At 59.5% G+C, this 14,603-nt stretch carries 9 protein-coding genes; 2 read left to right on the top strand and 7 right to left on the bottom strand.

Annotated elements, in window-relative coordinates; translation table 11 throughout:
- Nucleotides 1–737 precede the first annotated feature (737 nt).
- Entirely contained in the window at nt 738–2,876 is a 2,139-nt protein-coding gene (locus ABD796_RS00005; RefSeq protein ID WP_344900894.1) for an AMP-binding protein, read from the top strand.
- Nucleotides 2,877–2,913: 37 nt separating this feature from the next.
- On the opposite strand, the gene ABD796_RS00010 is transcribed toward ABD796_RS00005, so the two are convergent.
- The 7 genes from ABD796_RS00010 to ABD796_RS00040 form a co-directional block, all read right to left on the bottom strand.
- Entirely contained in the window at nt 2,914–3,909 is a 996-nt protein-coding gene (locus tag ABD796_RS00010; RefSeq protein WP_344900897.1) for a hydroxyacid dehydrogenase, read from the bottom strand.
- Between the two features lie 410 nt (nt 3,910–4,319).
- The gene (locus tag ABD796_RS00015; RefSeq protein WP_344900900.1) at nt 4,320–5,723 is read right to left on the bottom strand and encodes an extracellular solute-binding protein; all 1,404 of its coding nucleotides are present in this window, start codon (nt 5,721–5,723) and stop codon (nt 4,320–4,322) included.
- The gene (gene lplT, locus ABD796_RS00020; RefSeq protein WP_344900903.1) at nt 5,713–6,903 is read right to left on the bottom strand and encodes a lysophospholipid transporter LplT; all 1,191 of its coding nucleotides are present in this window, start codon (nt 6,901–6,903) and stop codon (nt 5,713–5,715) included. Before lplT ends, ABD796_RS00015 begins: the two co-directional genes overlap by 11 nt.
- A gap of 145 nt (nt 6,904–7,048) precedes the next feature.
- On the bottom strand, nt 7,049–9,052 hold the full coding sequence (locus ABD796_RS00025; protein WP_344900906.1) for an ABC transporter ATP-binding protein: 2,004 nt from the start codon (nt 9,050–9,052) through the stop codon (nt 7,049–7,051).
- A gap of 13 nt (nt 9,053–9,065) precedes the next feature.
- Complete coding sequence (locus tag ABD796_RS00030; RefSeq protein WP_344900909.1) at nt 9,066–11,072, bottom strand: ATP-binding cassette domain-containing protein; 2,007 nt, start codon at nt 11,070–11,072, stop codon at nt 9,066–9,068.
- Nucleotides 11,073–11,292: 220 nt separating this feature from the next.
- The gene (locus ABD796_RS00035; protein WP_344900912.1) at nt 11,293–12,264 is read right to left on the bottom strand and encodes a Gfo/Idh/MocA family protein; all 972 of its coding nucleotides are present in this window, start codon (nt 12,262–12,264) and stop codon (nt 11,293–11,295) included.
- Nucleotides 12,265–12,337: 73 nt separating this feature from the next.
- Nucleotides 12,338–13,357 carry a Gfo/Idh/MocA family protein gene (locus ABD796_RS00040; RefSeq protein WP_344900915.1) on the bottom strand — a complete coding sequence of 340 codons (1,020 nt, stop codon included), beginning with the start codon at nt 13,355–13,357 and terminating at the stop codon, nt 12,338–12,340.
- 302 nt (nt 13,358–13,659) lie between these two features.
- Between ABD796_RS00040 and ABD796_RS00045 the strand changes: the two genes are divergently transcribed.
- Nucleotides 13,660–14,592, top strand: a complete 933-nt coding sequence (locus ABD796_RS00045; RefSeq protein ID WP_344900918.1) for a helix-turn-helix domain-containing protein — start codon at nt 13,660–13,662, stop codon at nt 14,590–14,592.
- Nucleotides 14,593–14,603 lie beyond the last annotated feature (11 nt).

The following is a 14,603-nucleotide window of genomic DNA, read 5'->3' on the forward strand; positions in this document are numbered from 1 at the left end:
CTTCGTTACGTTAATTATCTAACGTTCCTTATTCGGTGTCCACTTTCTATGCTAACCGCATTCTGGCACTATCTCACTCTCAACCTGCTAATCTGGTCGGTTTCCGACTCGTGACGCGTCCTTAATGCTCGAAGTAGCACTATCTCGTCAAAAGTGCTGGTTTTCTGCGCGGATAATGCTCTTTTTAGCACTACCGGCACTCCTTCCCCCGCCCGACTCCCGAATCCGGGCCGGTTTTCGGCATTGCTCCGATTGAGCCGCGTTATTTCTCGGTTAAATTCCATGTAGAGTACACATGGACACCCTAGCAAAAAAAGCAAGCTGGTCTCCCACACACTCCTTCACTGCCTCCTTCATAATTACTCAACCCCGCATCTTCACTAGCACATCCTTCACCTCCACTGCCTTCTTTACTGCCTTCTTTACTGCCTTCTTTACTGCCTTCTTTACTGCCTTCTTTACTGCCACCCTCACAGTTACCTCCACCCCGCATCTTCAACGTTACTTCTGGCCTGCCTCCTGCCCCGTTCCTGCCTATCATACCGCCAGATGGCCACCGACACCGTATCCGGAGCCGATCCGCTGCGTCAAGAAACATCCTTACCCAAATGTATGTTCCGGTACTAGAGAAAGATAGCACTGGCCGCACGCGGCTTTTTACATACAATAAGAATTAAGACCTGGTCTCAAAAGAAGAAGGCCGGTCACGCTGCTTTCACCCCAAGGAGATGAACGCCATGAAGGTGATGTTGGTTGTGCTAAGGTGGATAATCTTTCGGTTGTTCCGCACGCGAATTAGCGGTCTGGAGCGCGTCGACGTCTCGAAGCCGGCACTGCTGCTGCCCAATCACGTTTCGCTGCTGGACGGCTTGTTCCTGATGCTGGCGCTGCCCCGCGAAGTCGTCTTCGTCGTCAATACGGATATCGCCAAACGTTACGGCTTGTTCTTACGGTTCTGCAACATGGTTACGGTCGATCCCTTGAACCCGTATTCCGTTCGCCATATGATCAAAATCGTCCGCTCCGGCGCACCTCTCGTCATCTTCCCCGAAGGGCGGGTTACGACTACCGGAGGTTTGATGAAGATGTATGGTGGAGTCGGCTACATTGCGCTGAAAACCGGGGTTCCGATCCATCCGGTCGCGATCAACGGCCTGGAGCGCTCGACACTGTCCTACCTGCGCGATCTGCCCGACAGACGCTTCTTCCCGCAAGTCGATATCGCGATCGGCAAATCGTCCCGGCTCAGCTTCGATCCGGCTCTTCCGGTCAAAATTCAAAAAGACCAAGCCGCCGAGCAGATCGGCAAGCTGCTGCGCGAAGCTTTGCTGGCCAGCCGGTTAAAACCATCTGTCAACCTGTTCGCGGAATTGACGCTCGCCGCCAAACGGTATAGCCGCGGCCCCGTCTGCGAGGACATCGGCCAGCAAGCGACCCGCAAGCAGCTGTTGCTGGCCGCTCACGTCCTCGGACGCAAGTTGGCCGACCCGCTGCGGGAAGAGACGAACGTCGCGCTGCTTATGCCGAACTCGGTCGCTCATGTGATCGCCCTGTTCGCCCTGATCCGTATTGGCAAAACGCCGGCGATCCTGAACTTTTCTAGCGGAGAACAGCAGCAGATCGATGCCTGCGAGACCGCCTCGGTCCAAACTGTCGTCACGTCGCATCAATTCGTGGAGAAAGCGAAGCTGCACAAGCTCGTGGAGCGGATCGCGGAACGTTGTACGGTGCTCTATCTGGAGGACGTGAAAGCTTCTGTCAGCCTGTCCGACAAGCTGCGCGGGCTGCTCGACTGCCGCATCGGTCGCGCGCCTTTGCCCGGTGCGGACGAAGTAATCCTGTTTACCTCCGGCAGCGAAAGCAAACCGAAGGGCGTCGTGCTAAGCCACCGCAACGTGATGGCCAATATTCAACAGGCGCGGACGGTTATCGACTTTACGCCGCACGACAAAGTATTCAACGCCATGCCGATGTTTCACTCGTTCGGCCTGACCGCCGGGACTCTGCTGCCGCTGCTGAGCGGGATGAAGCTGTATTTGTACCCTTCCCCGCTTCATTACAAAGCGATACCAGAGCTGGTCTACGCGAGAAATGCGACCATTCTGTTCGGCACCTCGACGTTTCTTGCCGCTTACGGCCGGGTAGCCCATGCTTACGATTTTTACTCGCTGCGTTATGCGGTCGCCGGTGCAGAGAAGTTGAAGGAAGACGTGCGCCAGCTGTGGCACGACAAATTCGGCATTCGCATTCTGGAAGGCTATGGCACGACCGAGACGGCTCCCGTGCTCGCGCTTAACACGCCTCTGGCGTACAAAAAGGGAACCGTCGGCAGACTACTGCCCGGCATTGAATGCGTACTGGAGCAAATTCCCGGGATTGACGGCGGCAGTCTGTACGTCCGCGGGCCGAATGTTATGAAGGGGTATTTGCTGCACGGTCAAGGCTTCGTTCCTTGTCCCGACTGGTACGATTGCGGGGATATCGTCAGCATTGATGCGGACGGCTTCGTCACGGTGCTGTCGCGCCGCAAGCGTTTTGCCAAAATTGCCGGGGAGATGGTATCGCTGAATGCCGTCGAGGAAACGGTCGAGCGCTGCATTCCCGGCATGCTGGCCGCCGCGGTCAATGTGCCCGATGCCCGCAAAGGGGAACGGATTGTGCTTTTCCACACGTCACCCGAACTGACCGCCGTCCAGTTAAAAGATAGCGTCCGCTCGTTCGGCGTCTCGCCCCTGCTTGTCCCCTCGCAGCTTTATTATGTAGAAAAGCTGCCCGTGCTGGGCAGCGGCAAAACCGATTACGTGACTCTGAAGCAATGGGCTGACCGCGACCCGGGCACGGAAAAAGCGCCGCTTACTCCACAACCTGTCCGCTAACCCGCGGTTGCTCCATAATAAAATCTCATTGCGATCGTTACGCGAGTACGCTCAGCTGCTCTCGCTTGACCTCGCCCTCGAACGGTTGATCGGCCAGCAAACGCTTGATTTCGTCGATCGTAAACTGTCCGATGCGCTTGATGCCATTGCTGACCGCCCCGGCAATATGCGGGGTAAGGACGCAGTTGGGCAAGCTGCGCAGCGGGTGATCCGGTGCGGGCGGCTCCGGATCGGTGACGTCCAGACAGGCGAACAGCCGCCCCCGTTTCAACTCGTCGACCAAAGCCGCCTCGTCGATAAGCGCGCCCCGCGCCGTGTTGATCAGAATGGCGTCGTCTTTCATCAGTGCGAGCCGTTCCCGATTAAACATCTTATGGGTAGCCGGCAGCGAAGGCGCGTGGATCGATACCACGTCGCTTGCGGCGAGCAGTTCTTCGAGCGAAGCTTTTCGCGCGCCCAGAGCAGCCGCTTCTTCGGCCGTCAGCACCGGGTCGAAGACGAGCAGGTCCACCTGAAACTGACGCAGCAGACGAATATAATGGCTGCCGGCCTTGCCGGCCCCGACAACCCCGACCGTAATGCCGTACAGCTCGCGAACGGCGTTACGCCCTGCTCCCCATTCCCCGTCGCGGGTCGTCTGCGTCAGGCGCCACATGTTTTTGAGCGAGGCGATCGTCATGCCGAGCGCCGTCTCCGCCACGCCTATACCGAGCGGCCCGTTCCCGCTGGAAACGCGGATGCCGCGCTCCCATACGTCTGGCGTAACAATTCCTTTTACCGTGCCGGCCGCATGAATCACGCCGCGCAAATTCGGAGCGGCCTCCAGCAGCTCGGCGGTCAAAGCGGCGCAACCCCAGGACGTAACGACGACATCCGCCCCGCGTATAACCGGTATGACGACCTCCGGCTGCAGCGGCCCTTCCACGGTATTGCGCACGACCGTGCCGATCGCTTCCAACTGCTCCCAATGCGCAGGCCCGAAAATCCGCTTCTGCGTACTCGGCTTCGGCAAAACCGCTATTTGAACACCCATCTTCTAACTCCAGCTCCTTCTCCCGATGTATCTAACCCTATACTGACCCCAAATTGAACATAATGCTTTTTTCAAACTCAGTCAATACGCAATCGGACCAGCATCCAGTCTATAAAATGTCTTTATTTCCAATGAGAGGGGGCTCTATCGGCACTGGAATGGCGTCCATGGAAAAAAAGCCGGCTCGGGACCGTATGTCCCAAACCGGCTCTGACGCTCATCTTTCCCGCTGTTCCATCCTTCGTTCTTTCGTTCTTCCTATCCGTTTCGCACCGCGCGCAGTCCACGGTACACGGTGCTGCCGCTGCATGACGGCAGCAAGGCGGCCGCAACTTTTGCGCCAGCAGCCTCCGGAACCGTTTCTTCAGTGCCGTTATGCGTAATGTGCTGTGCTCCATCTCTTTCTTCCATCAATTGGGCTTGGCATTCGCTTCTTGAAGCGCCTGCTCGATCCGCCTGCACGTCGTCTCCCCGTCCTGTAAGCCCGTCCAGTACAGCTCCACTTCTTTTTGCATGGCCTGCAAGTCGCGGTTGCTGGCCGGCAAATGCTCCAGCAGCCGGTAGGACGGAATCAACTCGCGATAGACGTCGAACCGCGACGGACGCCGAAACGTCTCTTCACCCTCCCACGGCGCTTCGGCGGCGGCCCGGTTCGCCGGGATGCTGAGCGTATGGCGCCGGATGAGCGACTGGGCTTCCCGCGAGCCGAGGAAATCGACCAGCAGCCGGGCTGACTCCTTCACCTCGGACTGTCGGCTTACGACCGCCCCGATCATCGTCAGCAGCGTGCGGTCCTCCTTGACGGTAGGCAGCGGTGCGAGATCATAGGTGAAGTCCGCGTGCTTCAGCCGGTTCAGGGCGAAATAGGTCGTCATAATCATCGATACTTTGCCGTCGAGAAACCATTCCACCGTCGTTCCGTCGCGGCCTGACAGCATCGTCGGAAATACGTCCGGCCGGTTGATCAGCGTGCGGCATACGTCCAGGCATTCGATCAGACGGTCTTCGGGAAGCCTGTACACCCCGTCTCCGTCCGGAAGGAACCGGATTCCGCTCTGCAGCAGGAAGACGGGCCAGCGGTTACGCGACAGCAGATGAAAGCAGAAGCCGAACCGGCTGTTCTCCACCGCCAGCTTCGAAGCCACCTCCAGCAGCTTGTCCCACGACCAGCCCGCCGCAGGCTCGGGCAAGCCGAGCTCCTGCAGATGGTCCTTGTTATAGCACAGCACAAGCGGCGAGAACATGAGCGGGCGCACGAGCAGGCTGTCGTTATGGACGAACGGCCCGGATGCGAACGGGTAGCAGTCCTCCGACGGCTCCAGCGGCTCCAGCAGCCTTTCCTTCAGCTCGGCGGACAGGCCTCGGAACGTATTGTAGTTGATCGTCGCCGCGTCGAGCATGCCCGCGTCCATCTGCTCGCGAACGAAGCTGGCGTATTCGCTGGTCGGGATGAGCACCGTCTGCACACGGATCGCCGGATAGCGGCGGTGGAACAGCTCCAGCAGCGCCGACAGCTCCGTTTCGCTGTCCGTGGTCGTATAGACGCCAAGACGGACAGTCACGCATTCTTCGGCTGCGGAGCCGGTCACCTTATTGCCGACTTTGGGAATTTTCGTTATAAGCCCCTCCTCGACGAGCACCTCCAGCCCTTTGCGAACAGAGCCATTACCGAGGCGGAACCGTTTTTCCAGATCGCTTTCGGACGGCAAAAACTGCTCCAGCGCATAATGGCCGGATACGATCTCGCCGCGCAGCGTCCGCACCATTTCTTCGATGCGGGCCCGCGAATGTTTACGGACGATTTTATCGGACATCGGTCGCTTCGCCTCCTCCCGTTTTGCTCGCGCGTATTTTCCCGAGCTGGGTGGCCAGAAACATGATGAACATCAGCAAAACAAGCCCGATCCCGATCACCGAACCGTTAACCGATACGTGCAGCTCGGTCAGCGTCATATAGATTGCAAGCCCCGTGACCGTCAGTGCGTTCTCCACAAAGTTCTGGACGGCGATCGTCTTGCCGGAGCCGATCATCCGCTTCCCTTCCTCCTGCAGCATCGTGTTGAGCGGAATGACAAAGATGCCGCCGAACAGGCCGGTGAAAAATAGCAGCGTCACCGTCAGCCAAAGCGAGTGGATCAACGTCGCCACCATAACGGTAAGCACCATCGCGAGGCCGAAATAAAACGCGCGATGCAGCCGCCCCGCAGGCACCCATCTTGGCGTCACGAAAGAGCTGGCAACCACGCCGAGCGCCGTTACGCCGATGATCATCGACTGCTGATCGGTATCGGTAATGCCCAGATTGACCGGCAGCCAGGCAATAAGGGCGATGCGCAGCACCGAGGCCGTCAACCAGAACGAGCCGGTGCCGATCAACGAGAACCGGCTGCGCGGGTTGCGAAACAATCGCCCGCAGTCGCGGAAGAAGGCGCGAGCCTCGCTTCCGTAGCGCAAGCTGGCATTGCCGGCGCGCGACGGTACGAGCAATGTCATGAACAGAGAGACGAGATAAACGCCGAGACACGTCAGAATGGCCGGCAGATCGGAATTTTGCGCCAGAAAGCCGCCAGCCACGGTGCCGAGCAGAATGGCCAAAATCGTCGAGCCCTCCACCTTGGCGTTGGCTCGCAGCAATTCATCCTCCGTGCGGGTCAGCTCCGACAAAATCCCGTATTTGCCGGGCGAATATACGACCGCTCCCACGCCGACGAACAAGTAGCACAGCACCGGCGGCAGTCCGAACAGCAGCAGCGCGATGCCGATGGCTTTCAAAATATTGCCCAGCAGCAGAACGCGCGACTTCGCGTTCCGGTCGGCGAAAGCGCCGACGATTGGGGCGAGAAAGACGTATGCGCACAAAAACGCCATTTGGATAAAAGCGACCGTGCCGTCGGGATTGCTCACACCCTGGCGCTTGACGATGCCGACGATCAGGAAAAAATTCAAATTATCCGCGAATGCGCTCAAAAACTGCGTAAGCACGACTGCATTCAACGGCGACAGCCTCCCAGAACGAGCCGTCAATAGGACCCCATCCCTTCTGCGGGAACCGCACCCGGCCGGCGGCTCCCCTATCCATGCTTTCTATTGTAGCAGGAACTGGCCGAAGGGCCAAAGGCGAAAATAGTCCCGCCGGAAATCAGCCGCGATACCATTCGGCTTGCGTTCGAAACATGGCCGCATACTCCCCTCCGGCTTGCATCAGGGTATCGTGAGTTCCTTCTTCGACGATCCGGCCGTCCCGCAGCACGACGATCCGATCGGCAAAGCGGGCCCAGCCGAGCCGGTGGGAAACGAAAAGCACGGTCCGGCCGGAAGCCAGACGGCGGAACGAATGATAGAGCTCCGATTCGTGCTGCGGGTCGAGCGCGGCCGTCGGCTCGTCGAGCACGAGCAGCCGCGCTTCGCGTACCGCCGCGCGGGCCAGCGCCAACCGCTGCCATTGCCCGCCGCTCCAGCCGCGTCCGCCGGCCGCCACGAGCCCGACCCGGCCATCCAGCCCGCCTGCGTCAAGCAGCTCCCGCTCCAACTCTTCGGCACCGGCAGTCTGCAGCGCACGGCAGACCGCTTCATCTCGAAGCGTCTCCCCCGGAACTCCAAAGGCGACGTTATCGCGCAGTGTCGTTTCGAACCGCACGAAGTCCTGGAATACCGCTGAGGTCGACCGGCGGAACCGCGTGCGGTCGATCGTCCCGCAGTCCTCGCCGTCCCACGTCATGCGTCCTCCTGTCGGCTGGTATAATCCGAGCAGCAGCTTGGCGAGCGTGCTTTTCCCCGCCCCGTTCTCCCCGACGAGCGCCACCGTCTCGCCTAGCTTGACGGTCAAGCTGACGCCGTGCAGCGTGAGCTCGTCTGCGCCGGCGTACCGATAGGAAACGTCCTCCAACTCGACCCGGACGCCGGCGAACGAAGACCTGGCCTCGGCCCCATATGGGACGCTAAGCGTTTGGGTCCCGCCATACTCCGCCTGCCCATATTGGACGCCCAGTGCTTTGGGCCCGCCGTATTCCGCTCCCCAATACGGGACGCTAAGCGTTTTGGGCCCGCCATACTCCGCTTCCCCATCCGGGACGTCCAGCGCTTTAGTCCCGCCGCACTCCGTTCCCCCGAGGCGACGCCCCTCGTTCCCTTCCAAGTGCGCCGGCTCGCCGAGAAATGCCGCAAGATCGGCGATTTTGGCGCTTTGTATGTAGATTTTACCGACCGGAAACGCCGCTGTCCCGGATAGATGATAGGTCTGACGCATGGCTTGAAGCACGATCACGAGCATTCCCGCCGTCATGCCGCCGGACTTTAATTGGAGGATCAGCAGCAGTATAGTGCCAAACAGTCCGGCGATCTGCACGGTCGAGACGACGATCCCGCGCCGGATCTCCCTCCGATTCGCATTGCCGCGCTGCACCAGCGAATGATCCAGCAGGCCGGCCCAGCGGTCGATCAAATACTTCATCGACCCGCCGATCCGCATATCGCGAATCGTCTCCGGCTTAGCGATCGCCTCGCGCAAATCGTCGGCGTGCCTCCCCGACGCCGTCAAGTCCCGGTTCAAACGTCTCTTCACGACGTCAGACTCCAGCCGAATCCAGAACGATACAATAAATACGGCGGTAAGGGCGAGCGCCGCGTAAGGGCCGGCCATAGCGGTAACGGCCAGCAGTCCGCACAACTCGCAGACCAGCCGCAGCAGCGAAAAGACGTTCTGAAGTACGCCGAGCAGTTCCTCTCCGGCGACGCTTTCCGCTCGCCGCAGCCGGTCGTAGTAGCCGGAATCGTCCATCCGCTCCAGCGGAACGCCGACCGCCCGTTGAAACACCTCCAACCGGATCAGCCGTACGGCCCGGCTGCGGTAGGAGACATCCGCGGCTCGCTGGCAGGACGTCACCACGACGCGCAGCAGCTCCGCGACCGTGAACAAAATGAGCGGCGGCAGCGCAGTCACGAGCAGATCCCGCCAATTCCCGCCGATTCCACCGAGAAATAAGTCGATCAGCCGCTTCTGCGCGGCATACGACGGCACGACCAGCGCCCCGAGCAGCAGCGGCAGCGCCAGCCAGACGGCCGCCAGCACGGTCATCTCGCGCCCTATACGGACCAGCAGCGGCACGACGCCGCGCCTGATCGCCGCATACGAGTTTACGTTCAAACAACCGCTCCTTTCATTCATACCAGGAAGCCTGCATCCGGAACAATCGGTCGTATTCGCCGCCCTGGCTCATCAATTCGTCGTGGCTCCCCTGCTCGACAAGCCGGCCTTCCTTCAGCACGAAGATGGTGTCGGCGAGCTTCGCCGCCCCGAGCCGGTGCGTCACGAGCAGCGCAGACCGCCCTTCGGTCACGCGCATAAACAGCTCGAATGCATCTCTTTCGGCCTGTGGATCGAGCGCCGCCGTCGGTTCGTCGAAAAATACAAAATCCGCTTGACGCAGCAGCGCCCGCGCGGTGACGATCTTCTGCCATTCTCCTCCTGACGGCTCGAGCCCCCCGAACGGCGCGCCGATTTGCCGATCGAGCTCGCGCTGCCTGCTTCCCGCAGCGTTTAGGGCGGCCAGCAGGACCGGATCGTCGTCGATGGCCGACAGCCGGCCGAGCGCAACAAGCTCCCGCAGCGTCAGGTGCAGCTTGGCGAAGTCCTGGAATACGGCCGCGAGACTGCCTTCGGCGGGAACAACGCCCCCGTCCTCCGCGTCCGCATCGGTTCCGGGGAGACAATTGTCTGCGCTGCCGTCATACAGTCGCCCGCCTTCCCGCAACGCCTCTCCGCTGCCTCCATACTGCTCCTCAACTTCCCGCGACACCTTGCGGCTGCGCGCCTCCTTGCGTCGCCAGACGATCTCGCCCGACGACGGCGCGTACAGGCCGGCCAGCAGCTTGACGAGCGTCGACTTGCCCGAGCCGTTCTCGCCAACCAGCGCCACCCGACAGCCGGGCGGTATCGTCAGATCGATACCGCGAATCGTCTCGCTGCCCGCTTCGGCGTAACGGTAACGCAGCCCGCGCACCTCGAGCTGCAAGCCGCCGATTCCGTCTGCTGCGGCAGCCGCAAGTTCCTTTCCTACGGAAACGGTGTGCGGATCGCTTGTTGCTCCGGCACTCCGGACGATGCCATCCGCCCCGCAAGCCGTATGCCGCTCGCCGCCCGCCCCCCACGTCTGCGTCGCCTCCGTCCGCCTCTCATCTGTCCCGAAGCGGCCGTCCTCGTCCAGTTCGAGGTAAGCGCGAAAATCTTGCCAGCGCCGTCCTAGCCGGCGCAGCGCAATCAGACTGGCGTTCAGCCTAGGCAGCAGCGATACAAGCATCGTAACCGCCATGAACAGGATGGAAAAATCTCCGGCGGATAAGCCGCGCGAGACGGGCAGCAGCACGAGGAAAGCTGCCAGTAGACCGCCGACCAGAGCCGCAAGCAATTCCGGTCCGATACTGCGCAGCTCGGACGAGCGGATCGCCTTCGCGGTTTGCGCGGCCTGGGCATCGTACAGAACCCGCCACCTGTCTGCCAGCAAGCCGCCCAGTCCGAACAAGCGGATTTCTTTGGCTGCCTCGCGTCCGGTCATCAAGGAGGCGTAGTACGCAAGCAGTCTGCGTTCCGCCGCTTGGGCTTGACCAACTGCCTCCACGCGGTCTGCCGAGCGGCCGGATACGACAGCGAGCAGCAAGGCGGACATGATGACGGTCGCTGACGCAAGCCACTGGCCGTATGCAAGTAGAAGGCCGAATAGCATAATGGCGCGTAACCCCGTTTGCACCATTTCTACGCCGGTATTGAACGTGTCGTATACCGATGCCTGCATCGCCCGTTCGCGTCGGTCTTTGATGGCCGGGGATTCGGCTGCGGCAAGCGGGAGACGGGAGGTCTTGCGGAGGAGAAGCCGCTGACCTTCCAGCGTACCTAGCTCGTTCAAACGCGTCTGTGCCATCGGGATCGGCACGCCGAGCGCAATATTGCCGACGACGAGCAAGAAGGCAAACGATGCGGCGGCAGCGATGATCGGGGTGATCGGTTCACCCGGGCTCCACCGCTGGATGCGGTCGACGAGCATTTTCACGAGCCACAGCTCCGCAGGCAGAACAGGTACGGCAAGCAGCAGCGCCAGCGCCAGCACGAGAACCGGCTTCCGTTCCGCACGATACAGGACGGCGGCAGCCTCACGAAAACTTCGTATCATTTCGGTGATACGCATTCATCCTTTCTTTAACGGTTCTCCGTCCGGTTCCGGAACGCGTCGCGCTCCGAATTTGAAAACCTTTTCATTGTACAACGCGCCAAGCCACGAAGCCACGGAAAAAACGATTGAAACCGTTCTTTATCCGCGCATGCGAAAGAAGCCGGACATACAGCCCGACTCCTTGTTTGATCTTGGCGCGAACACATCCAAGCTCCGCTTTTTATATGGTAACCGTATCGCGCTCTTCGGCCGCCTTGTACGCCGCCAGCGTAAAAGCCAGCGTCCGCATGCCGTCGGCATAGCCGCACAAGATCGCCTCGCCCGAGCCTGCCGCTACCGCCTCGACGAACGCTTTGTCCTGCTCGTATACGGGGTCCTGCTTGGACGTTATCGTGATATTCTGCTGATCGTCGATAATCGTCAGCGTTTTGCCGTTGCCGGTCAATTGAAGGAAAAAGTTCGGGCCGATAATCTTGATTTCCGAGCCGCTGTGGTAAGTCGAGATGCACGATTCCGTAATCGTGCCGACCGCGCCCGATTCCATCGAGAACGTCACAGCGCCGGCGTCGGGGATCGTCGCTTCCGGATTTTGCGTCTTGATCGTATTGCGGCCGAATTGGGCCGTCACTTCCTTGTACTCTCCGACGAGGTAGCGGATCATATCGACCTGATGCGTCACCGCGTCGCCCAGGTTGCCGTTGGACATATGCTGCTGCTTCCACCAAGGCGCCGGATGCGAGCCGCCGATGCGGAACGCCTGAATCAGATGCACCGTCTTGTCCTGCAAATATTGCTTCGCCTGCTGCACCGTGTCATAGTAACGCAGCACGTAGCCGACCGAAGTCAGTATGCCTCCTTCGCGGATTGCCTGTTCCTTGCGCCCTACCGATTCCAGCTCCAGCCCGAGCGGCTTCTCGACAAATACGTGGATGCCCCGCTTGGCCGCGATTTCCTCAAGGTCGCCACGTGCGAACTGCGGCACGCAGATGAAGACCGCATCGATTTCTTCCGGATTCAGCAGCGCGTCGGCGCTTTCCGTTACGCGTGCTCCCAGTGCGGCTGCCGTCTTTTGGGCGCCCTCCGTATTCAAGTCGAACACGGTTACGATTTTCGCTTGCTCCACCTTTTTAAGAGCATTAATGTGGCTTTGGGCGATTCCGCCAGCGCCTATCAGTCCGATTTTTACCGTCATGTCCCTGTTTCATCCTCCCGGATTGTCTTTGCCTCGGTCAAGCCGAAGCTTGACGTTTTTGCCCGTTTTTATCTTATCGGTCAAGCGGAAGCTTGACGCTTTTGCCGGTTGCGATAGACTCGTCGATCGCAAAGCTGACTTCCATCGACTTGTACGCGTCAGAGAACTCGCAGCGGGTCGGCGTATTGTTCCGCACCGAGGCGATAAAGTCGTTGATCTCCTCGACGAACGGATGGTGGGATACGTCGCCGCTATCCGGCAGAATGGTAGGAATTGTAGCATAATCTTTCTGTCCCGGCAACTTATGGCTGAACAATTGGTTGTTCATGATCGCGCCCTTCTCGCCGAGCAGATGGATATTGAACTTGTACGGCGTCTTGCATTCGAGCGATGACGATACTTTGCCGATGCCCCCGTTCTTCAGCTTGAAGATAGCGACCGCGTTCGGATCGAACTCGTATTCCGAATCCGCCCACGTCCGACAGCTGTATGCGCTGACCTCGGTAATGTCCCCGGCAAAAAACCGGACCGCGTCCACCGCATGGCAGCCTGCGGACAGCATGCTGCTGCCGCCCAGCGCCTTGGTCCTGCTCCAGCGGTACTGTCCGTATTGCGGACCGACGTGATGCCAGTAATCGATCTGTGCCATGTAGACGCGCCCGATCGCGTCATCGTCGATAAGTGCTTTCGTATTGGAAAAGGACGGATTCCAGCGAAGGACGAAGCTGGCCACGGTTCGCACCGGATTCTTCTCCAGCGCGTCGGCCATCGCCCATAAGCCGGCGCGGTCCATGGACAGCGGCTTCTCGATGACAAGATGCTTGCCGTTTTGCGCCGCCAGCACCGTCTGCTCGGGCCGCAAGTCCGGCGTCGAGCACAATACGATGGCGTCCACATCCGGCGCCTGAACCGTCTCCTCATAGCTCGGGGAGATGCGTGCTTCGATGCCGAGCTCGGCCAGCCTGGCCTTCGCATTCTCCGTATGCTTGCTCACGATGGCGACAACCTCAGCGTCCGTCCTGGCCGAAATCGCTTTCAAATATTCCCCTGCTACCCATCCCGTGCCTACCACGGCAAAACGCAATGCTCCCATATAAACTCCTCCTCGAAAGTGGCTGTTGCGATCTAAACCCGGTGCGATCCTTGTCAAGCAGCTTTCTTCCATCTCCATTATAATCAGGAAGTTGTGAAGATGAAATGAATATTTGTTGTTAACTAACATAAATTTGTTTGTTTTAAACATTTTATCACGAAACCGCACCGTTCACCACAAAAATTCGGCCGTTGTGATCCGTTACCGTTCGGGCTATGATAGTGGTATCGCTTACGGCGGTTCGACGAGAACGGAATGCGCAATCGTTTCGGATCGCCCTGTCCCAAAGGAGTGGATTCGTGGTGAGCTACGAGAAATTCGAACTGCGTGAAGAGCTGGCGATTCGGAGAATGGTTACGTTTTTTTACAGGGAAATGCCGAAGGACTACTTCTTCGACGGGGAACGGCACGACTTCTGGGAAATCGTCTATGTGGACAAAGGCGAATGGGACGTGACGGTGGACGGCGATCCTTTCCATTTGGAGCAGGGCGACCTGGTCTTCTACGGGCCGAACGAGTTTCACCGCGGGGGCGCAGCGCAGAAATCGTCGCCCAACGTCATTATTCTTACCTTTGAATGCGATTCGCCGGCGATGGACTATTTCGGCGTTCATCGGGTATTCCGTCTGGACGAGAAGGAGCGCGCCGTTTTCGCCAGTCTGGTGAAGGCCGGCTTCGAGGCGTTCGATCCGCCCATCGACTCGCCGAAAATGCGCAGCCTGCACCGCCGGGAGGATGCGCCCTTCGGCAGCGAGCAGTTGATCCGCAACCATCTGGAAAACCTGCTGATTCACCTGATCCGGCGCAAAGCCATAACGACCGCTGCCGAGAAGCCCGCGGAAAAACCGGCCTCGGCGGTCAAGGAGAATATTGCGACGGGCATCGCCACGGAAGCAATCGAGTATTTGAAAGCGAACATCGCCGAGGATTTGACCGTGGACGAGCTATGCCGTCGCTTCCAGGTCAGCCGCACGCAGTTGAAGGCGGCCATCCGCCAGCAGACGGGCCTGGGCGTTATGGAAGCATTTAACCATATGAAAATCGAACGAGCCAAGCTGCTCATTCGAGAGGAAATGCTCAATTATACGGAAATCGCCGAATTGCTCGGCTACAGCAGCATCCATTATTTTTCCAGACAATTCAAGAAGCTGACGAACATGACCCCGACCGAATACGCGCGCTCCGTCAAGCTGCGGGCGATCGACGATCAGAGCGGATGCTGGGGCTTGTTCTGAGGATAGGGGGG

This window comes from Paenibacillus hodogayensis (assembly GCF_039536325.1).
GTDB classification, from domain to species: domain Bacteria; phylum Bacillota; class Bacilli; order Paenibacillales; family NBRC-103111; genus Paenibacillus_AB; species Paenibacillus_AB hodogayensis.